Below are 19,147 nucleotides of genomic sequence, written 5' to 3' on the forward strand. Positions count from 1 at the left end.
CGCGGCATTATGCGCGGTAGCGCGCATGCCGGGCGGGACTAGCGCGCGGCTCAGCCCAGGAGTTTGACCGGAAGCCGGAGGTCGGGGCGGGGGACCGGGGCTCTGCCGTCCAGGCGTTTCGCGCCGCTGTACACCTCGACGGTCTGCTCGGCCACCGAGCGCCAGTCGAAGTCGTCGGTGATCCGGTCGCGGGCGGCTTTCGCCATCCGGGCCGAACGGGTCGGGCTCGCGAGCACGCGGGCCACCGCGTCAGCGAGCGCTTTGACGTCGCCGGGCGGGAAGGTGCGGCCGTTGACGTTCTCGGACACCGCTTCGCCGAGGCCTCCGGTTTCGGCGACGACGAGCGGCACCCCCGCCGCGGCTCCTTCGAGGGCGACGAGGCCGAACGGCTCGTAGCGGCTCGGGACGATCAGGGCGGAAGCTGTGCGCATATGGCGTTGGATGCCGTTGTGGTCGAGTTTCCCGAAGAACCTGACCGAGCTGGCCACTTTATGCTCGCGAGCCACTTCGCGGAGCCATTCCGCCTGGGTCCCGGTGCCGACCACCGACAACGTCGTCCCCTGATGCGCGCGGCGGATCGCGGGCAGCGCCGCGATGAGGTCGTGAACGCCTTTCTCGTACTCCAGCCTGCCGACGAAGAGCAACCGGGGCGGCGTCGCGCACCGGTCCGGCGGCTGGAACGGCCACAGCGAAAGGTCGATCCCGTTCGGGATCACCACGATGGGCTCGTCCAGCGGGCCGAACAGGGTCGTCGTCTCCTGCCGCATGGACTCCGAACAACAGATCAACGCGTCGGAGACGCGCACGAGCCACCGCTCCGCCGAGTGGACCTGGGCGCTCGTCGAATTGCCGATCCACCCGTCGTGGCGGCCAGCCTCGGTGGCGTGCACCGTGGTGACCAGCGGAACCGCGAAATGCTCGGCGAGCGCGATGGCGGGGGCGGCGACCAGCCAGTCGTGCGCGTGCACCACGTCGGGCTGGAAAGAGTCCGCGAGCGCCAGGCCCGCCCGGAGCATCGCGTGCCCGAGCGAGAGCGTCCACGCGACGAGGTCGGAGCCGAATTCGAGGCTCAACGGATCCTCGGGCACCGAGACGACCCGCACGCCGTTCTGCGTCGTCGTGGCGGCCGGGGCCTGCGCTCCGGTGGCCCCCATCGGGCCTCGGGAGAGGACCGTCACCTCGTGCCCGAGCGAGGCCAACGCCTTGGCCAGCTCTTGCACGTGTCTGCCGAGCCCGCCGACCACCACCGGCGGGTGCTCCCAGCTGAGCAGTAGGACGCGCATCAGCGGGGCCCGAGACGGCGCGCGTCGAGCTGGCCGAAGAGACTGTCGGCGATCCGCCAGCCCGAGGCGAGCTGGGCGGCCCTGGCCTCGTGGCCGGATTCGGCGGCTTCCGCGATCTCCCGCGTCGCGTGCGCGTGCAGATGCGCGCGGCCCCTGGCGTACTGGGCGGCGGTGTCCTTGCTGACCAGGAACGCCCAGTCGCTCGAAACGGTGAGCAACGCCTCGCGGATGATCTGGTCGGAAACCCGGTCGCGGAACATCTGGGGCTGGGCGAGCCGTTTGTCGACGGTCCGCAACGCGGTGTCCACCACGTCGGCGTTGAGTTCGACCAGGTCGGCGACCTGCGGGCCGGACCAGACCCGCCAGTCTTTGCCCGAGCCCCAGGAGCAATCCTCCGGGTCGAGGCGCTCGCCGACGAAGCCGCACGCCGCCGCCTCGCCGAGCGTGCCGACGCGCACGCCCGCCTCTGGCAGCGCGGTCAACACCTGCTCGAGCCATTCCGGCCCCTCGTGCCACCAATGGCCGAAGAGCTCGGTGTCGAACGCGGCGACCACGAGCGCAGGGCGCCCGGTCCGCGCCGATTCGGCGGCGAGCCGGTCGCGCACGGTCTGCACGAAGTCCGCCACGTCCCTGCGCACCGCGATCTGCGCCCGCGCGGGGTCGTAGGGGGCTTTCTCCTCTTCGGGCACATGGTGGCCGGTGACCCTGGCGGGTTTGAGGCCGACGAGGTGGTCGTAGGTGTGGAAGTCCCGGTAGGCTCCGTCGCCGGGGTACCCGGACTTGGGCGACCACACCCGATAGGTGACCGAGAGGTCCCTGCCGAACGCGAGCACGTCGGTGCCCTCGACCGGGCGCGCGAGCGAGGTGTCCCCGTGCATGGCCGGCCCGTCGAGGAGGAACCGCTCCACGCCGGCCCGCGCGTACTCCTCGCCCATCCCAGGGGTGAAGGCGCATTCGGGGGCCCAAATGCCGCGCGGGCGGGCGAAGCCGCGGGCTCGCGCGTCGGCGAGGCCCTCGCGCAGGGTGAACTCGCGCAGCCTCGGGTGCAGCAGCGGGCTGAACGAATGGGCGAGCGGGCCGCCGAGCAGCTCGACGACGCCGGAGTCCACCAGCCCGCGCACCACAGGCGAGCCGCCGTGCAGCCACGCGGACTCGAATTCGGCGAGCGCGGCGTCCGCCTGGCGGCGTTCGTAGTTCCCGAGGCGGCGCAGCGCCTCGGGCGAGCTCGCGGTCCCCGGCCGCGCCCCGGTCGAACGCACCACGGCGGCCTCGTCGGCGCGCAGCGCCCAGTTCGCGAGCCAGTGGCGCATGCTGGTGAGCGCGTGCGGATCGTCCAGCTGGGCGGCGAGCACCGGGGTGAGCGACAGGGACAGCGCGTTGGTCCGCCCGGTTTCGCCGAGCCTGCGCAGCATGGCGAACAGGGGGAGGTAGGACTGCGCCCACGCCTGGTAGAGCCATTCCTCGCCCACCGGCCACCTGCCGTGGTTGACGACCCAGGGCAGATGCGTGTGCAGGACGAAGCAGAACATCCCCGGCGCCGCCGGGGCGGAGCCTCGGGGCGTTGCTCCGCTCATGCCTTGACCCCGGAGGCGATCAGGTCGAGGCAGTCGTCCAACTCGCCGATCCGGGCGAAGTCGCGGGCCTCGAAATCGAAGTCGTCCGTTGTGACGCTCGACACCGCGTCGAGCAGCTCGTCCGGCCACGGCCCGCCGGACAGGGCCAGCTCGGTCTGCGCGCCGATGAGCCCGCCGGGGCGCTCGGCGTCGAGCCGGGCCAAGCGCCCGCCGTGGTACAGGCCGACGAGGGAAGACTGGCGGAATCCCGCCTCGGCCATGAGGTCCCAGAGCTCTTTCGGCGCGAACTCCTTGGTGTGGAACGGGTTGAGCGGGGTGTCCCTGCCGGGGGAGAACGTGATCCGGTTCGGAGTCGAGACGACGAGCGTCCCGCCGCCCCGCAGCACGCGCCAGCATTCCCGCAGGAAGCCGAGCTGGTCCCAAAGGTGCTCGATGACCTGCAAGTTCACCACGATGTCGATGGAGCCGGAGCGGAACGGCAGCTGCGCCAGATTGCCCCGCACCGCCGCCACCTCCGGGTACTTGGCGTTGGTGTGCGCGATGGCCTGCTGGTCGTAGTCGAGGGCGACGACGGTTCCTGCGCGCCGCGCGAGGAGGTTCGCCCCGTAGCCTTCCCCGGAGCCCGCCTCGAGCACGACGAGGCCGTCGCGCGGCCCGTCCCCCGAAGCCAGAAGCATCTGGTACACCGCCTCGTGTCTGCGGAACCAGTAGTTCTCCTGAGCCACGTCGGGCACGGTCCGCTCGCCGGTGAGCGGCAGGGGAGCGAGTTCAGATGGTGTGGACATGAGAGAGCAACACTATCAAGAAGCGGCAGGTTCGGGGTTCTCGGAGGCGATGCGGTAACGTTGCGCTCGTGGTGGTACGTTACTCACGGGTAACTTTACGCGCCCAGTCCCGCGAGTCACCCGGTGCACACCACCACGGCGGCGCTTTCGCGCCGCCGGCCAAACGAAAACGTCGATCGAGGAGACACGAGGCACACCCATGCCGAACATCGTTGTACTGATCAAGCAGGTTCCGGACACGTGGTCCGAGCGCAAACTGACTGATGGTGACTACACGCTGGACCGGGGAGCGGCAGACGCCGTCCTCGACGAGATCAACGAGCGCTCCGTCGAAGAGGCGCTGCAGATCAAAGAGCGCGACGGCGGCGAGGTCATCGTCCTCACCGTCGGCCCCGAGCGCGCGGGCGAGGCGGTGCGCAAAGCGCTGTCGATGGGCGCGGACCGCGCCGTGCACGTGCAGGACGAGGCGATCCGAGGCTCGGACGCGATCCAGACCGCGTGGGTGATCGCCAAGGCGCTGGGCACCATCGAGGGCGTGAGCCTGGTCATCGCGGGCAACGAGTCGACCGACGGCCGCGTCGGCGCGGTTCCCGCGATCGTCGCCGAGTACCTGGGCCTGCCGCAGCTCACGAGCGTGCGCAAGCTCACCATCGAGGGCGACAGCGTCACCGCCGTGCGCGAGACCGACGAGGCCGTCTACACCCTCAAGGCCGCTCTGCCCGCGATCGTCTCGGTCACCGAGAAGATCAACGAGCCACGGTTCCCGTCCTTCAAGGGCATCATGGCCGCCAAGAAGAAGCCGGTCGAGGTGCTCTCCCTCGCGGACCTCGGCGTCGAGGCCGACGAGGTCGGCGTCGCGAACGCCGGCTCCCAGGTCCAGTCGGTCACCGCGAAGCCGGCGAAGACCGCTGGCGAGAAGGTCGTCGACGAGGACGGCAGCGGCGGCCCGCAGGTCGCGCAGTACCTCATCGCCCAGAAGATCATCTGACCTGACCGCACACGCACCGAGAAGACTTAATTTAGGAGAGAATCATGGCTGAAGTGCTCGCACTCGTCGACTACGCGGACGGCGCTCCGCGCAAGGTCGCTCTGGAACTCATCACCGCCGCCAACACCATCGGCGAGGCTTCCGCCGTCGTGGTCGGAGCCCCCGGCACGGCGGATTCGCTCGTCTCGGCCCTCAAGGCCGCGGGCGCGCACAAGATCTACGTCGCCGAGTCGGAGGCCGCGACGAAGTACTTCCTCACCCCGAAGGTGGACGTGCTCTCGGCCCTCGCCGAGTCGGCTTCCCCCGCCGCTATCCTCGTCGCCGCGTCCATCGACGGCAAAGAGGTCGCGGGCCGCGTCGCCGCGCGGCTCGGCTCCGGCCTGCTCACCGACGTGGTCGACGTGAAGCAGGACGGCTCCGCCACTCACTCGATCTTCGGCGGCGCGTTCACCGTCGACGCGCAGACCACCGGCGAGATCCCGGTCATCGCGGTCCGTCCGGGCGCCGTCGCCGCGGCTCCGCAGGAGGCCGCCGGCGTCGTCGAGCAGGTCGAGGTGGGCGAGCCCGCCTCGGGCGCCGTGGAGATCGTCGCCAAGGAGCCGCTGGTGAAGGGCGACCGCCCCGAGCTGACCGAGGCGACCATCGTCGTCTCCGGCGGACGCGGGGTCGGCAGCGCCGAGAACTTCAAGGTGGTCGAATCCCTCGCCGACTCGTTCGGCGCGGCTGTCGGCGCCTCTCGCGCCGCTGTGGACTCCGGTTTCTACCCCGGCCAGTTCCAGGTCGGCCAGACCGGCAAGACCGTCTCCCCGCAACTGTACGTCGCGCTCGGCATCTCCGGCGCGATCCAGCACCGCGCGGGCATGCAGACCTCGAAGACCATCGTCGCGGTGAACAAGGACGAAGAGGCCCCCATCTTCGAGATCGCGGACTACGGCGTCGTCGGCGACCTGTTCAAGGTCGCCCCGACCCTCGAGGCCGAGGTCAAGAAGCACAAGGGCTGACCGCTTCGGCCCTCGAAGATCCAAACAGAACGAGACGCGCCCGAGCACGGAAAGTGCTCGGGCGCGTCTCGTTCTGTTAGACTGCCGCCATGACCACCACGGGGGACGGGGAGCCGTCTGGGAAGGGCGGCAGGGTCGCCCCGCGCCGCTGAAGACACCAGCAGCCTTTCCAAAATCCGCATGGCGCGTCTCGTTGGGCTCTCGGGACTGGCCCAGTGCTGTGTTTTGTGCGGAAGATCGAGCTGTTGCCCGTGCCGGTACGCCGCTTCGAGGAGCCTGAGGACATTGGCCGCCCTCACCCGAGGTATCACAATATTTGAAGTGCTAGAGCCTGTTTCGCCGTTCGAGTTCTCAGCGCCCATCATTTCTCCCTGACTGTATGAGCGGAATCATATTTGCGAGAAAAAGGCGAAGTTGCTAGATGTGTCGATAGCATTGCTGTTTCGTCCGATCTGATGACTCGAAGGATCGAGCCATGGTTGAGTGAGCGTATGGGCAGCCACTCCGTCCGAGCCGCGACCGCCGCCGACGCGGCGGCCTGCGCGGCGATCTACGCGCCATACGTCCTGGACACGGCCATCACGTTCGAGGAAGAGCCGCCGACAGCGGAGGAGATGGCGGCGAGGATCGGCAAGGCGCAGGAGCGGCACGCGTGGCTGGTGCTGGAGCAGGAGGGCCGCGTGGTCGGCTACGCCTACGCGGGGCCGTTCGCCTCGCGCGCCGCGTACCGGTGGAGCTGCGAGGTGAGCGTCTACCTCGAGCAGGGCAGCGTCCGCCGGGGCGGCGGCAAGGCGCTCTACGCCGCGCTGCTGGCCAGGCTCGCCGAGCGGGGCTACCGGCGCGCGTTCGGCGGCTACACCCTCCCGAACCCGGCGAGCGAGTCGCTGCACCGGGCGATGGGCTTCCGGCTCTGCGGGGTGCACCGCGAGGTCGGCTTCAAACACGGGGCGTGGCGCGACGTGGCGTGGGCACAGCGCGACCTCGGCGTGGACGGCGCGCCGCCGTGCTCACCGCCGGGAAACTAGCCGCTTGCGGGAGAACCAGATCGTCGCCGACAGCCCGCAGGCCGCTGCGAAGAGCAGCCAGAGGCCGGGGGCGCTTTTGCCGTAATTGCGGTCCAGCCACTTGTCGCCGAGGTCGGTGAAGGTGCCGAGCATAGTGGCGAGGCTGTACGCGAGCGAGAACCCGGTGGCGCGGACCTCTGCGGGCATGACCTCGACGAGGGCGACGACCATGGCGCCGTTGTAGCCGGCGTAGAGCGCGGAGAGCCACAGCTCCACAGCGAGCATGTGCTCGAACGACGGGTGGGCGATCAGCCATAACAGGGCGGGGTAGGCGGTGAGCACGCCGAGCGACGAGGTGACGAGCAGGATCGGGGCGCGGCCGATCCGGTCCGACAATGCCCCGGACAGGGGCAGGACGCAGAGGTTCGACACCCCGACGCATAGGACGACGAGGAGGCTTTTGCGCGTGGACAAGTGCAGGTCTTCCCTGCCGAAGGTCGCGGTGTAGTTCGTGATGAAGTAGAAGAACACGGTCGTCATCACGACCCAGCCCATGCCCGCGAGCACCAGCGGCAGGTTCGCCGCGACGCTCCGCCGGATCTCGGCGAAGCTCGGATGGTGGTGCTGGCGCGAGAATCCCTCGGTCTCCTCCAACGAGCGGCGGACGATGTAGATCAGCGGCACGATGAGGCAGCCGACGACGAACGGGATCCGCCAGCCCCACGCGGCCATGGCCTGGGCGGGGAGCGTCTCGCGGATGAGGATGCCGACGATGCTGCCGACGATGACGGACACCTGCTGGCTGCCGGACTGCCAGCTCACGAAGAATCCCCTGCGGCCAGGCGGAGCCATCTCGGCCAGGTACACCGACACGCCGCCGAGCTCCACGCCTGCGGAGAAGCCTTGCAGGAGCCTTCCCGCGACCACGCCGACCGGCGCGAGGAAGCCGATGGTTTCGTAGCCGGGCAGGAACGCGATCATGGCGGTCCCGACCGCCATGATCAGGAGGGTGAGCAGGAGCCCTTTGCGCCGTCCGATCCGGTCGACGTAAGGGCCGAGGACGAGCGCCCCCACCGGGCGCATCACCGACCCGAGCCAGAACGTCGCGAACGCGGCGAGCTCGGACACATAGTGGCTGTGCGCGGGGAAATACGCCTTCCCGATGTCGTGCGCGAAGATGCCGAACACCATGAAGTCGTACATTTCGAGGAAGTTCCCGCTCACCACGCGCAAGACCATGGCGGCCTGGGACCGTGCGGTCTTCGGCCTGGCGGCGGGCGGCCCGCCCGTCTTTTCGGTTGGCGTCTGGTTCGGCGCGCTCTGTCGCACGGGATCCTCTTTTCCGCTCCGGTCTCCTGTGGGCTTCGTCCTGGATTGCTTCTACCAGAAGATGCTGAGGAGCGCTGGGCCCGCGCGCTGTACTCTGGACATATGCCGCACGAGACGCACGGACACCACCACCACCATCATCGCGAGCGCCAGCCGGGGGAGCCGTTGCGGATCGGGGTCGGCGGGCCGGTTGGCTCGGGGAAGACGGCTTTGGTGGCCGCGCTGTGCCGCGTGTTGCGCGAGGACTACGAGCTGGCGGTGCTCACCAACGACATCTACACCACCGAGGACGCGGATTTCCTGCGCCGCCACGCTGTGCTCCCGGACGAGCGGATCACGGCGGTGAAGACCGGCGGTTGCCCGCACACCGCGATCCGCGACGACATCACGGCGAACCTCAACGCGGTGGAGGACTTGGTGGCGACGAACCCCGGCCTGGACTTGGTGCTCGTGGAGTCGGGCGGCGACAACCTCACCGCGATGTTCTCCACGGGGCTCGTGGACGCGCAGATCTTCGTCCTCGACGTTGCGGGCGGCGACAAGGTGCCGCGCAAAGGGGGGCCGGGAGTCACGTTCGCGGACTTGCTGGTGATCAATAAGACCGACCTCGCGCCGCTGGTCGGAGCCGATTTGTCCGTGATGGACCGGGACGCGGCTTCAGTCCGCGCGGGCCGTCCGACCGTCTTCTTGTCGTTGACCCAAGACCCTGCCGCGACTCCGGTGGCTGGTTGGCTCAAGCCCCAGCTCGATGCGCTCTCGGCTGCGCGTTGAAGCCGTCGCGGGCCGTGTCCCGCGATGGCGTTCCGAGGGGGCGTTCACCGTCCGCCTCACCGGGCCAGACCAGCTGCACATCGTGTCCTCGGCGGCGGGGCCGCTCGGCGGCGACGAGGTCGCCGTCGAGATCCAGGTCGGGGAGGGGGCTTCGCTGACCGTTCGCGGCGTCGCGGCGAGCGTCGCGCTGCCGGGAGCCGAAGCGCACCGTTCCTCATGGTCCTGGGATCTCGACATCGCTCAGGGCGGGCGATTGCTCCTCGACCCGCAGCCCGTCATCGTCGCGGGCCGGGCCGCGCACCATGGGGCGACTGTGCTGCGGCTCGCCGCCGGGGCCTCTGCTGTGGTGGTCGAGCAGGCTCAGATCGGCAGGACGGGGGAGCGCAACGGGACATGGCGCGGCTCGCTGTCGGTGGATTTGGACGGCGAGGAGCTGTTGCGGCATTCGGTCGGCCTCGGCGAAGGCAGCGCGACTTGGGACGAATTCTTCGCGCCTGCGGCGTTGGAAAGTGTGTTCCGCTACCCGGACGACCGCCCCGCGTGGGTGTCGGTGGGTGAGGCGGTCCGGGTGGCGCCGCGCGCGCAGGTCCGGGGAGCTGTGGGCGAGGGTTCGTCGGGTGGGGGAGGACCGGAGCGCGCAGTCGGGCACGGTCCGGACGACCGCCCCGCGTGGGTGTCGGTGGGTGAGGCGGTCCGGGTGGCGCCGCGCGCGCAGGTCCGGGGAGCTGCGGGCGAGGGCTTGCCGGGTGGCGCCTCAGGCGTTTGGGAGGCGCGTATGCCCCTTGCGGGCGGCGGCAGCCTCACGACCAGGCTGTCGTCTCGTCTGCTGGACGCGTGACCCGAACCATAGGAAAACTGAGAATACTTTAAGATGCATTCGCGTTGAACAGAATATGAATACATCCAATGATTCTATGATAAGTGTGTCGAAGAAAACGGCGGTCGCGGCGTTGGCGCTCGGGGCCGCAGCGCTCCTCGGCTTCAGCCCGGCGGCCGCGAAGACTATCGGCGATCCGCAGAGCTTCGAGGTGACGTACCAGGTCGACGGCTCGCAGGGCGCGAATATCGCGAGAATCCGCTACCAAACCTCAAACGGGCAAGCTGTGGCGGAGTCGGTCAGCTTGCCCTGGAGCTACAGCTTCCGCGTCAACGGGCTTTCCGACGGCTACAACGTCCCCGCCGGCCAGCTCGGCGTGTATGTGGACCGGCCCTCGGGCTCCTCGGTCGACCCTATGGGCATCTATGCGTGCAAGATCTGGGTGAACGGCCAGGTGATGGAGGCTCGGTCGCAAGACGCGGCGCACGTCGCCATCTGCTTCCCGCATGACGATTAAAGCCTGCGCGGCCCCATCCCCGTCGCGGGGGTCAACGCGGCGCGATCACTTCGGCACGTGGATGTCCGAGGGGATCGTCACGGGCGGGAGCGGCCCGGACGGGGCGTAGCCGCCGCACAGCGGGCTGGTCTTTTGCAGGATGTCCACCAGCAGGCTGCAGACGGACCGCTTGGCGAGCTTCCACTTATCGTTCTGCCACACGAAGAAGATCTCGACCTTGTCGAGGTGCTGCTCTCCTTTGGAGATGCTGAAGAAGACGTGGAGCAGGCAGTTGGAGTCGATCTTGCTCTCGTCCAGAATCTTGTAGCTGATGTCGGGATTCTCCCGGTTCGCCTGCACGAGCTGGTCGAAGAGCTCAGGATCTTTGCCCCCGTCTTCGAGCAGGTCGATCTTGTCCTGGCTCGGGATGTTCGGATCGCGGGCCCTGTCGAGCATGCCCTGCAGCGTCTCGACCGAGGGGATCGGATGCGAGCAGGAGACGGCGGGGGGGCCGCCCGCTCGTATCGGCGGGTCTCCGGCCGCGTGACACGCGGCCAATGCGACGGGCGCTATCGCGAACGCGGCGAGCGCTGCGGCGGCCCTTCTGCTTTGCATGCTCATTGGCGTTAATCTACACACCCATGACTTCGTCGACTGGAAGTTTCCGCTACCCATGAAGAGAATTGTAACCCTCATCACAACAGGAGGGACGATCGCGAGCGTCTCGGACGAGGCGGGCGTGCGCCGCCCGGTCCTCGGGGCGAGGGATCTGCTGGGGTCGGCGGGCCACCGGGGCGAGGTTCGAGTGCGCGAAGTGGTCTGCAAAGACAGCTCGCTCCTTGACTTCGCCGATCTGGACCAGATCCGGCGAACCGTCTCCGAGGAGGCCGCGGACCCGGCGACAGTCGGAGTCGCGGTGGCGCACGGGACGGACACGATGGAGGAGACGGCCATGCTCCTCGACCTCATGGCGGCGGGGGACAAGCCGGTCGCCATCACCGGTGCCGCGCTCCCCGCATCGGACCCTGAGGCGGACGGGCCGCGCAATTTGCGCGACGCGCTGGCGTTCGTCGCGGACGGCGAGGCGCGAGGCGGCGAGGTGGTGGTCTGCTTCGCGGGGGAGAGGCTCGCGGCGCGCGGCGCGCACAAGCGCCACACCGGAGGCCTCGACGTGTTCGGCGGTCGGCCCCGCCCCGACAGAGGGGCCCCTGCGGCGGTCAAACTTCCCGGCCGCGACATCGCCGGGACGAGAGTCGACATCGTCGTCATGTACCCGGGGGCGGACAGGACCGCCCTCGACGCGTATGTGGCGGCGGGCGCGCGGGGCCTCGTGCTCGAGACGATGGGCAACGGCGGCGTGCCCGACCTCGTCGTCGAAGCGGTCGCGGAGCACGCGCGCGCAGGGGTGGCGGTCGTCGCGTGCTCGCGGGTGCCTGGGGCTCCCGTGACGGGAGCCTACTCGGGCGGGGCCCGTCTGGTCGAAGCCGGCGCGGTGCTGGCGCAAGAGCTACGGGCTCCTCAGGCAAGAGTGCAGCTCGCGGCGTTGCTCGCCAGCGGATTCGACGCTCGGTCTTACCCGTGGTGAAATCCGCGAAACTTTCTGGTACAGTGGCCGGGCCAATCCCCTGTAGCTCAATTGGCAGAGCATCCGACTGTTAATCGGACGGTTGCTGGTTCGAGTCCAGCCGGGGGAGCGCTTTAACCCCAGCTCAGACTGTATTTCTGAGCTGGGGTATTTTCGTTTCCGAGGCTTTTCCGAGCGCTGTGATCACGGATTGGTCACCAGCCTCTTGAGAAGCCCCTTCGGGAGCCGCCTTCGGGCGACCCGCACGGGGCACCAATGCCGCAGCCTTCTCTGCGGCGGACGCGCCCACCCCGCCCAAGAGGTGGCTGTAGGTGTCGCTCGTGAAGGCATGCCGGGAATGACCGAGCCGTTTTGACACGACTGCCATTTCCACGCCAGCCGCGAGCATGAGGCTCGCCTGCCCGTGACGGAGGTCATGAAGCCTGATTCGCCTGAGCCCGAGATCATCCGTCAGCTTGTTGAAACGCTCCGTCACATCGTCGGGTGGAGTCGGATTCCCGTCCTCACGAGCGAACACCAACCCGTGATCCACATAGAGGTCGCCCCACTCCTCGCGCTCCGCGTCCTGGGCGAGCCGTTGAGCCATCAACACACCGACAGTCGCCGCGTCCAAATCCACGATCCGGGCCTCGCCCGAAGCGGTCTTCGGGGTCGAGAACCGGAACTGCTTATGCTGGCCCTGGCAGTATGGGCAGGCGATCCCAGCACTCGACACGACGACGAGCTGCTGGCGCACCACGAAGACGCTCCGCTCGAAATCCAGGTCATCCCAACGCATACCGCATAGCTCCCCACGACGCAGCCCGGTGAGCGCAGCGACTTCGTACATCGGACCGAATCGCTCAGAAGCCGCATGGTCGAGGAAGAGCCCGAGGTCATGCGGCTCCCACGGACGGACCTTCGGCCTGGTCGCCGCAGGACGATCTGAATCAGCGGCGGCGTTGAAACTGATCAGGCGTTTGCGCTTTGCCGCTCCGAGCGCAGAGCTGAGCGTCGCATGGACACGCCGGATCGAACTCGCCGACAGCGGCTTGAGCTTTCTGTGTTTGCCCGTGGCGATTTTCTCGTTCGGGGCGGGCTGCTTCGGCGGCTTCGCGATCTCCCGCAGCATCTTCTCGATGTGCGTTGCCCGGAGGTCACGCAGCTTGATGTGCCCGAGGTGGGGGACAAGGTGCGTGTCGATGTGCTGGCGGTAGCCCTTCACTGTTTTCGCCCGGAGCCCCGCCGCCTCTTTGGCGTCGATCCAGTCCCGCAAGTACGCCGCTACTGTCACCGAACGGTCCACGTGGACGCCCTGGCGGATCTCGGCCAGGCGCTCCGTGAGCGCGTCCTCGGCGTCGTCCTTGATTCGGAAGCCTCGTTTGCGTTCCTGGCGGCGCTTGCCCGAAGTCGGGTCCGGGCCGAGGTCCACCACGTAATACCAGGTGCCACCCCTGGTCTTCTTGACGCTTCCGCGCATGGCTCAGTCCTCCTTCTTGTTCGTGCGGCACTTATCGAGAGATGATCGGCCAAGGCACCGACAAACTTCAGCCGTGACTGCGGCCTGCTACTGCTTGTTCTCGTCGTCGGCCTGTCGAGCTGGTTCCTGCTGTTCGACCTGGTGGCGGGCGAAGCGCTCCATCGCGGCGAACCCCTGCCCGAAGGCTTGCTGCGCCGAGAACATATGCATGAAGTCGGCATAGAGCTGGTCTGAGTAGCCGGCATCGCGGACGGAACTCTGTATGAACTCGTCGATGAGCACGACGTTCCCGATGTGCCACGCCTCCGAGAGCGCCTGCGCGGCCTTCTGCCATTCCTCCCACGCCCCGCGGGATGTCAGCACAAGGAGCTGGCTGACGCGGCGCACGTTCCCCAGCGCGGCGCGGATGTGCGCCTCGGCCGATGTTTTGGGGCTCGAGGACATAGCCTCCACAGTGCTGCCCAACGCCTGCGCGATGGCGAAAGCCTCGCCCAATTTCACGGGCCGGGCGCCCGCCTCGATGCGCTGAACCGTGGCTTGGTGAAATGGCAACCCCACTTCGCGAAGCTGGCGCGCCAGTGCCTCCTGGCTGAGGTCCATGTTCTCTCGCAGCTGTGCGACCTGAAGTGCGAAGTTTCGGTCAAAATCGTCGGTCGTCATCTCAAGCTCCTGTTCGTGGGATCGCAATACAAGCATGATAACAGATCATTATTAAAAATCCAATACAAATCGTTGTTGTACATGGTAGTCTGTAGCTAGACGTCGCATAGGCGACCGATCGCAGGAGGAAAAATGGCAGTCAGATGGACAATTGAGAGGATCCGAGAGCTCGGACCTGTAACAAAACCCCAGGTCGCTTTCGACGTGCTTGGGATCAGTGAGGCGACCGGCTACGCCGCGTTGCGTGACGGGAGCTTCCCAGTGAGGGTGCTGCGCATCGGCAAGCGCTGGGTTATCCCCACGTCGGGGCTGCTGAAGGCGCTCGAGCTTGATCAAGAATCCGACGCTGCGTGACCCCAGGAAATAGCCAACCCCCGCGTGGACACGGTGTTCGCGGCACCGAACGCGAGGGCGGGCACCAGCCCAAACGAAACGACTAAGAAACGAAAGGCAGGTATCTCCATGATACAGCTGAAGGCAGATGAAACGCGCCCCGAGGGGATCGTTGCGGTCACCGTCTACACGAGGCCGGCCTGTGTCCAGTGCGGCGCGACCTTGCGGCTTCTCAACGCATACGGCGTTCCGGTCGTGTTGGTCGACGTGTCGGAGGACGAGGCCGCCGCAGATCGCTTGAGGAGGCTCGGACACATGAGCCTGCCCGTCGTCGTCGCCGGGGCGAGAAGTTGGTCCGGTTTCCGTGATGACCTTATCCGCGAGCTGGCGAAGGAGGCGGCGGCGTGAACGAGAAGTACGAGGGCGCGCTGCGCCTCGCCAAGCTGGGGTGGGCCGTGATCCCCGTGCACTACGTCGTGCCGTCCACCGGCGTGTGCTCCTGCGGCAACGCCGACCCCAAGCACTCGACGGGCAAGCACCCCATCCGGGGCGGCTGGCAGAACGGCCCAGCCGCGACCGAGGCCGACGTGTACTCGCTCTTCATGGAGGAGAACCCGCGCTACAACGTGGGGGTCAGAACCGGGAAAGTCTCGGGCTTCTTCGCCCTCGACGTGGACCCCCGCCACGGGGGCGACGAGACCCTCGCCGCGCTGGTGGCCGAGCACGGGGCGCTGCCCGCGACCGTGGTCGTGCGCACGGGCTCGGGCGGGCAGCACTACTACTTCCAGCTCCCCGAGGACTTCGAGGTCGGCAACAACAAGTCGTACATCGGCGACGGCCTGGACGTGCGCGGCAAGGGCGGGTTCGTCGTCGCCCCGCCGTCGGCCTCGGGGGAGGGCGGCTACAGGTTCGAGTCCGACCCGGAGACGACGGCGATCGCCCCGGCCCCGGAGTGGCTCCTCGAGCTCCTGCGCCCGAAGGCCAACGAGCAGGAGGCCGAGGCGGTCGTCGTCGAGGACCTGCCCGACCGCGACGGCATGCCCGAGTCGGTCCAGCGGCGCTACGACGCGTACGCCAGGGCGGCGGTGGCCTCCGAGGCGGACTTGTACCGCAACGCCCCGCTCGGGCGCGGCAACGACGCGCTCTTCACCGCGGCCTGCAACGGCTTCGAGATCTCGAACTCGCCGTGGAACGCCGTGACCGGCAAGGACGTGCGCGCCGCGCTGGAGGCCGCACGGGTCGAGCGGGCCAAATGGCGCGGGGCCGGGGGCGGGCAGACCGAGGAAGAGTTCCGCAAGACCGTGGACTCCGCGCGCAACACCACCACGGGCAAGGGCCGCCGTCCGCCCGAGGAGCGGGAGGACAAGCAGATAGGCGGTGATGAGGTGGACGACATGCATGTCTTGGACGACCATGTGAAATGGCTGCTGGACCAGTTCGTCGACTCGCAGGATGTCGACGCGGCACCGGACCGCAGGCCCCTGATCAAGGGGATTCTGAAAGCTAATTCCGAAGCCTGGATGATCGGGCTGTCCGGCGACTTCAAGTCGTTCGTCGCGCTCGATATGGCGATGCACGTCGCTTGCGGGCGGAAGTGGCGGGATCGGAAGACGAAGCAGGGGAAAGTCGTCTACATCGCGGGCGAGGGCTCGGACGGCCTGATGGACCGGATCAGGGCTTGGGAGCGGGTCTACGACGAGAAGCCCGAGCGAGGTGCGCTGAGTTTTCTGCCCATGCCGGTCCAGGCCGCGAAGCTTGGCGACTGGTGGGCGCTGGTGAAGGCATGCGAGCAGATCAGCCCGGCCCTGATCGTCATCGACACCCAGGCCCGAATGACTGTGGGGCTGGATGAGAACTCCGCGAAGGACATGGGCATATATGTGGAAGCTGTGCGCAAGTTGCGGCAACACACCAGCGCGTGCGTGCTCACCATCCACCACGTCGGGCGCAACGGCGGCGACGCCCGTGGCTCCTCCGCGCTTGACGGCGCGCAGGACACGGAGATCCGGGTGGAGAGGGACAAGAAAAGCTCGGACGGGCCTCTTTCGGTGAGGATCAGCCTCGACAAGCAGAAAGACGGGTCCACCGAGGTCTCATCGCTAGCGAAGATGCGTGTCGTGGAACTGGGAGTCGACGAGGACGGGGACAAAGTGACGTCCCTGGCGCTGGAGCCGTTCGACCCGTTCGCGCAGCCGAAGCCGGCGCTGCCCGACCACATCGCGAACCTCTCGGAGAATCAAGGGCTGGTCTACGAGGTGCTCCGCGAGTTCGCGAACCACGAGAACGGTGCGACGGTCGTGGAGATCCAGGGTTGGTTGCTGGAGTCGCCCCGTGTCAAGAAAGCCCGCGGGTCGATCAGCTCGGCCCTCACCGCGCTCGTCGAAAAGGACAAGGTCGTCCGGCTCGGCAAGACCCGGTTCGTGCTCAAGGAGCACACGTGCTGAGCACAGCCGTGGAGCGCCGGAATCCGCCGGAACTGTTTCCGGCGAGTTCTCAAGGATCGACACGATCCGCCGGAATTGCCGGAACTTCGCCGGGCCTCTGACCAGGCATGCCGGAAACCCGCCGGAAGCGCCGGAACACAACCGCGCATCTGCCGGAAAAACGCGCCGGAAACCCCCTTTAGGGGTTCCGGCGTTCCGGCGAAGCCGACGAAGAATGATTCGAAGTCACCCCCGCCAGGGGCCGAGGTCGGACCACGGCCCGACTTCGTTCTCCACCCAGTCGAGGAGGATCACCGCGAAGAGCGCGCCCTTGCGGTTGTGGTCGAGCGTGGCCTCCAGCTCGCCGGTCTCCGAGAGTCTTTCTCCGATGGCCTCGCGCTCGGCCTCCAATTCGACGAACGCCGAGGCCCCGAATTGGTCGCCCGTCTTGCGCGTCGCCCATCGCAGGTCCGACGCGAGGACCTCCTCGCCGTCGGCGAAACGGCGCAGAACGTGTGTGGCGTGCCAGTCGTCCGATATCGCGCCGGAATCGGCCAAGAATCTCGCGGCGTGGCGGGCGAAGGCGGAGGAGGCCCACGGGCGGGCGTCGTCGGCCCACGACAACACGCCGATCAGCACCTCGTCGTCGCTGATCTCGAAATCGTCCGCTCTCACTGTTCGCATGCCCACACGCTACAGCGGTCCGCCGATATTCGCGGCCTCGCCAGGCCCCGCCGACATCTGTGCCCGCAAGCCGAGGACCTGATTTTCGGCGGAGCGCGCTCCGCCGAAAATCAGGTCCGGAGGAGCATCCCCCTTCGGGGGGATGTCTGGCCAGCCCTGTCCCCGATCGGCCCCATGGTCCGGTGGGGCAGAGCCCCGAGGGCACGGCATCCCTCACGACGGATCCCGCTGATCGATTCTTTCGCGAACGAGCCGAGAGTCCTCCCGCAGCTTGCCGGAAGCGCCGGTCCCATTCGCCGTTACCGAATTGTGATCATGGATCAGATGTCAAATAAACCACTATACATTGTGGTCAAAGTAAAATAGAGGCACAACATCTAGTATTTGAATGACTATCGGCTTTGGTTTTCGGAGCCAGAAAGGATGGGGAAAATGAAAGCGATTTTCCTCCCGCTCTCCCGCTTCAGGGACCTCCCGGTGGAAGCGAGGCTCGGAATCGACCCGGACCCCGAGAGCTACGAGGCGGCGGTGCAGAGCCCTTCGCTCCGAGCGCTCCACGAGGGCATCGCCCTCGACGGCGCGCTCCTCGGCGTGGACGAGCCTGTTATCTCGGTGACCAGGCTCTTGGCGAACGTCGAGCGCGCTGTGGCGATCTTGCGTAAGGAAAAATGAGATGCGTGCAATGCCCTTGCCACCGTGCCTCGACGACGGCCTGCCCGACGGCTTGATTTGTCGAGTCCCGGTCGAGCCCACCACGGTCGTCAAGAACCTGTGCCCGTCCCCGGTCGCCCCGCACCGCGAACTTCTGTCCTGCTCGGACGAACCTGCGGCGCAGTCGGATTGCTCCATGGATTTCACCGCTGGGCACCTCGTCTGCGCTGGCGATCCTCCGGTGACCGAGGTCCAGCCGAGCGGGTTCACCGCCACGCTCCTCGCCCCGCCGCCTGCGCCCTTGTTTCAGCACGCCGCGCAGGCCGGTTTGGACCCGGTCACGTCGTGGCTCGCCGTGCTCCTCGTGGCTGGCGCGGTTACAAGCGCAGCAGCGCGGGGCCTGCGATCCGCCCGGAGGGGAGCACGACAATGAGCTACGAAACCAGCGGCTTGAGCACCTTGATCTTCACCGGCTCAGCTCCCGCGAAGATCAAGGCATGGTTGGTCGAGAATCCCGACGAGCATTTCGCCCCTCCCGAGGAGGGCGAACGCCATCCGGTCGAAGTCGCGGTGGAGAGCGTCGCCAACGCCTCAGCTTGGGACGGCGACACGAAGGAAGACGTGGCACGCGCGCTGGCCACGCTCCGGGTCCTGTGCGCCGAGCCGCGTATGCGAAACGGCCTCGTACGAGCCTGGTCCCGGATCAACACTGGTTCGATCATGCTCTCCGGCCTGGAGGCGGACGAGCCGCGCGAGCTCGTCTTGGGCGGTCTGCGCGAGGCGAGGCGCATCGTCCACAAGGCATTGCGCCATGCGCTGCTCTGGCGGACAGAAGGCTTGACCCGCGAGCACCAGGCGATGTCCGCCCGGCTGGCCGAGAGCGCGGGAGAGAGGGCTGGGGCATGACAACATTTCTCATCGTCCTGCTGGTCGTCGGCGCAGTGATCACGCTCCTGTCCCTGGCGGCCAACCGCACGGACACTCGGCGTGTTGACGACGAGAGTCCTTACGCCGACGCTCAGCGCACGTTCATCAGGCTCATCGAGAGCGAGGAGGGGAAGGCGTTCTTGACCTCTTGCCAGGCCGCGTCCAAGCGCGACGGCGAGTACGACGGCCCTTCAGTCAGTGCAGTCCACGAGACCAGCGTCGACTTGAGCGTCCCGGCCGGCAAGGCCGCCGCGTTCAACAAGAGGTCGGTCCTCGACGAGCTCGGGAACGTGGTCAGCGCCCGCCTCTCTGCGAAGCCGATTGGGGGCGGTCAAGTCCGAATATCGTTCAGCCCCTTCTACGGAGAGGAGGAATGA

At 67.6% G+C, this 19,147-nt stretch carries 22 protein-coding genes and 1 tRNA gene; 15 read left to right on the top strand and 8 right to left on the bottom strand.

All coding sequences use genetic code 11. The features are described 5' to 3' along the window. Positions 1–50 precede the first annotated feature (50 nt). From HMPREF9336_RS09065 to HMPREF9336_RS09075, 3 genes are read right to left on the bottom strand one after another with little or no spacing between them, the layout of a single operon-like run. Positions 51–1,283 (bottom strand): glycosyltransferase family 4 protein, encoded by a 1,233-nt coding sequence (locus HMPREF9336_RS09065; RefSeq protein ID WP_007471126.1) that lies wholly within the window; start codon positions 1,281–1,283, stop codon positions 51–53. Then, the gene (locus tag HMPREF9336_RS09070) at positions 1,283–2,857 is read right to left on the bottom strand and encodes a 1,4-alpha-glucan branching protein domain-containing protein (protein WP_021030400.1); all 1,575 of its coding nucleotides are present in this window, start codon (positions 2,855–2,857) and stop codon (positions 1,283–1,285) included. Before HMPREF9336_RS09070 ends, HMPREF9336_RS09065 begins: the two co-directional genes overlap by 1 nt. After that, positions 2,854–3,642 carry a class I SAM-dependent methyltransferase gene (locus tag HMPREF9336_RS09075; protein ID WP_007471130.1) on the bottom strand — a complete coding sequence of 263 codons (789 nt, stop codon included), beginning with the start codon at positions 3,640–3,642 and terminating at the stop codon, positions 2,854–2,856. The genes HMPREF9336_RS09070 and HMPREF9336_RS09075 overlap by 4 nt, the downstream gene beginning before the upstream one ends. A 199-nt stretch (positions 3,643–3,841) precedes the next feature. On the opposite strand from HMPREF9336_RS09075, the gene HMPREF9336_RS09080 reads away from it, so the two are divergent. The 3 genes from HMPREF9336_RS09080 (at position 3,842) to HMPREF9336_RS09090 (ending at position 6,656) form a co-directional block, all read left to right on the top strand. Beyond that, the gene (locus tag HMPREF9336_RS09080) at positions 3,842–4,630 is read left to right on the top strand and encodes an electron transfer flavoprotein subunit beta/FixA family protein (protein WP_007471132.1); all 789 of its coding nucleotides are present in this window, start codon (positions 3,842–3,844) and stop codon (positions 4,628–4,630) included. A 44-nt stretch (positions 4,631–4,674) separates the two neighbouring features. Further along, positions 4,675–5,631 (top strand): electron transfer flavoprotein subunit alpha/FixB family protein, encoded by a 957-nt coding sequence (locus HMPREF9336_RS09085; protein WP_007471135.1) that lies wholly within the window; start codon positions 4,675–4,677, stop codon positions 5,629–5,631. 491 nt (positions 5,632–6,122) lie between these two features. Further along, entirely contained in the window at positions 6,123–6,656 is a 534-nt protein-coding gene (locus HMPREF9336_RS09090; protein ID WP_007471136.1) for a GNAT family N-acetyltransferase, read from the top strand. Here the strand turns inward: HMPREF9336_RS09090 and tcuC are convergent. Next, complete coding sequence (gene tcuC / locus HMPREF9336_RS09095; RefSeq protein ID WP_007471137.1) at positions 6,639–7,964, bottom strand: MFS transporter; 1,326 nt, start codon at positions 7,962–7,964, stop codon at positions 6,639–6,641. The genes HMPREF9336_RS09090 and tcuC overlap by 18 nt on opposite strands. 102 nt (positions 7,965–8,066) lie before the next feature. Between tcuC and ureG the strand changes: the two genes are divergently transcribed. The 3 genes from ureG to HMPREF9336_RS09110 all read left to right on the top strand — a co-directional run bounded on the left by ureG (position 8,067) and on the right by HMPREF9336_RS09110 (position 10,069). Continuing rightward, positions 8,067–8,735: an urease accessory protein UreG gene (ureG, locus tag HMPREF9336_RS09100; protein WP_007471139.1), complete on the top strand. Its 669-nt coding sequence runs from the start codon at positions 8,067–8,069 to the stop codon at positions 8,733–8,735. Next, a complete protein-coding gene (locus HMPREF9336_RS17505) occupies positions 8,713–9,573 on the top strand; it encodes an urease accessory protein UreD (RefSeq protein ID WP_021030401.1) in 861 nt (286 codons plus the stop codon). Before ureG ends, HMPREF9336_RS17505 begins: the two co-directional genes overlap by 23 nt. A gap of 76 nt (positions 9,574–9,649) precedes the next feature. Next, entirely contained in the window at positions 9,650–10,069 is a 420-nt protein-coding gene (locus tag HMPREF9336_RS09110; RefSeq protein WP_021030402.1) for a hypothetical protein, read from the top strand. A gap of 45 nt (positions 10,070–10,114) precedes the next feature. Here HMPREF9336_RS09110 and HMPREF9336_RS09115 read toward each other — a convergent pair whose 3' ends face one another. Then, positions 10,115–10,669: an MTB12 C-terminal domain-containing protein gene (locus tag HMPREF9336_RS09115; protein WP_007471147.1), complete on the bottom strand. Its 555-nt coding sequence runs from the start codon at positions 10,667–10,669 to the stop codon at positions 10,115–10,117. Positions 10,670–10,721: 52 nt separating this feature from the next. Between HMPREF9336_RS09115 and HMPREF9336_RS09120 the strand changes: the two genes are divergently transcribed. Both HMPREF9336_RS09120 and HMPREF9336_RS09125 read left to right on the top strand, forming a co-directional pair. Beyond that, positions 10,722–11,633 carry an asparaginase gene (locus tag HMPREF9336_RS09120; protein WP_021030403.1) on the top strand — a complete coding sequence of 304 codons (912 nt, stop codon included), beginning with the start codon at positions 10,722–10,724 and terminating at the stop codon, positions 11,631–11,633. Between the two features lie 36 nt (positions 11,634–11,669). Then, a tRNA-Asn gene (locus HMPREF9336_RS09125) sits at positions 11,670–11,742 on the top strand. A gap of 15 nt (positions 11,743–11,757) precedes the next feature. Here the strand turns inward: HMPREF9336_RS09125 and HMPREF9336_RS09130 are convergent. Both HMPREF9336_RS09130 and HMPREF9336_RS09135 read right to left on the bottom strand, forming a co-directional pair. Next, on the bottom strand, positions 11,758–13,092 hold the full coding sequence (locus tag HMPREF9336_RS09130) for a site-specific integrase (protein WP_007471151.1): 1,335 nt from the start codon (positions 13,090–13,092) through the stop codon (positions 11,758–11,760). An 87-nt stretch (positions 13,093–13,179) separates the two neighbouring features. Beyond that, the gene (locus HMPREF9336_RS09135; RefSeq protein WP_007471152.1) at positions 13,180–13,752 is read right to left on the bottom strand and encodes a helix-turn-helix transcriptional regulator; all 573 of its coding nucleotides are present in this window, start codon (positions 13,750–13,752) and stop codon (positions 13,180–13,182) included. Between the two features lie 132 nt (positions 13,753–13,884). Here HMPREF9336_RS09135 and HMPREF9336_RS09140 point away from each other — a divergent pair, with 132 nt between their 5' ends. Genes HMPREF9336_RS09140 through HMPREF9336_RS09150 form a run of 3 tightly spaced genes read left to right on the top strand, consistent with a single transcriptional unit; the run spans position 13,885 to position 16,529 of the window. Then, complete coding sequence (locus HMPREF9336_RS09140; protein WP_007471153.1) at positions 13,885–14,106, top strand: hypothetical protein; 222 nt, start codon at positions 13,885–13,887, stop codon at positions 14,104–14,106. 24 nt (positions 14,107–14,130) lie between these two features. Then, positions 14,131–14,493, top strand: a complete 363-nt coding sequence (locus HMPREF9336_RS09145; RefSeq protein WP_007471154.1) for a glutaredoxin domain-containing protein — start codon at positions 14,131–14,133, stop codon at positions 14,491–14,493. Next, positions 14,490–16,529, top strand: a complete 2,040-nt coding sequence (locus HMPREF9336_RS09150; RefSeq protein ID WP_007471155.1) for a bifunctional DNA primase/polymerase — start codon at positions 14,490–14,492, stop codon at positions 16,527–16,529. Before HMPREF9336_RS09145 ends, HMPREF9336_RS09150 begins: the two co-directional genes overlap by 4 nt. A 225-nt stretch (positions 16,530–16,754) precedes the next feature. Here HMPREF9336_RS09150 and HMPREF9336_RS09155 read toward each other — a convergent pair whose 3' ends face one another. Then, the gene (locus HMPREF9336_RS09155) at positions 16,755–17,192 is read right to left on the bottom strand and encodes a hypothetical protein (RefSeq protein ID WP_007471157.1); all 438 of its coding nucleotides are present in this window, start codon (positions 17,190–17,192) and stop codon (positions 16,755–16,757) included. A 432-nt stretch (positions 17,193–17,624) separates the two neighbouring features. Here HMPREF9336_RS09155 and HMPREF9336_RS09160 point away from each other — a divergent pair, with 432 nt between their 5' ends. Genes HMPREF9336_RS09160 through HMPREF9336_RS09175 form a run of 4 tightly spaced genes read left to right on the top strand, consistent with a single transcriptional unit; the run spans position 17,625 to position 19,147 of the window. Beyond that, on the top strand, positions 17,625–17,864 hold the full coding sequence (locus tag HMPREF9336_RS09160) for a hypothetical protein (protein WP_007471158.1): 240 nt from the start codon (positions 17,625–17,627) through the stop codon (positions 17,862–17,864). Positions 17,865–17,874: 10 nt separating this feature from the next. After that, the gene (locus HMPREF9336_RS09165; protein ID WP_156920330.1) at positions 17,875–18,276 is read left to right on the top strand and encodes a hypothetical protein; all 402 of its coding nucleotides are present in this window, start codon (positions 17,875–17,877) and stop codon (positions 18,274–18,276) included. Next, on the top strand, positions 18,273–18,749 hold the full coding sequence (locus HMPREF9336_RS09170) for a hypothetical protein (protein WP_007471159.1): 477 nt from the start codon (positions 18,273–18,275) through the stop codon (positions 18,747–18,749). The genes HMPREF9336_RS09165 and HMPREF9336_RS09170 overlap by 4 nt, the downstream gene beginning before the upstream one ends. Beyond that, on the top strand, positions 18,746–19,147 hold the full coding sequence (locus tag HMPREF9336_RS09175; RefSeq protein WP_007471162.1) for a hypothetical protein: 402 nt from the start codon (positions 18,746–18,748) through the stop codon (positions 19,145–19,147). The genes HMPREF9336_RS09170 and HMPREF9336_RS09175 overlap by 4 nt, the downstream gene beginning before the upstream one ends.

Origin of the sequence: Segniliparus rugosus ATCC BAA-974 (genome assembly GCF_000185725.2) — a bacterium.
Classification (GTDB): Bacteria; Actinomycetota; Actinomycetes; order Mycobacteriales; family Mycobacteriaceae; genus Segniliparus; species Segniliparus rugosus.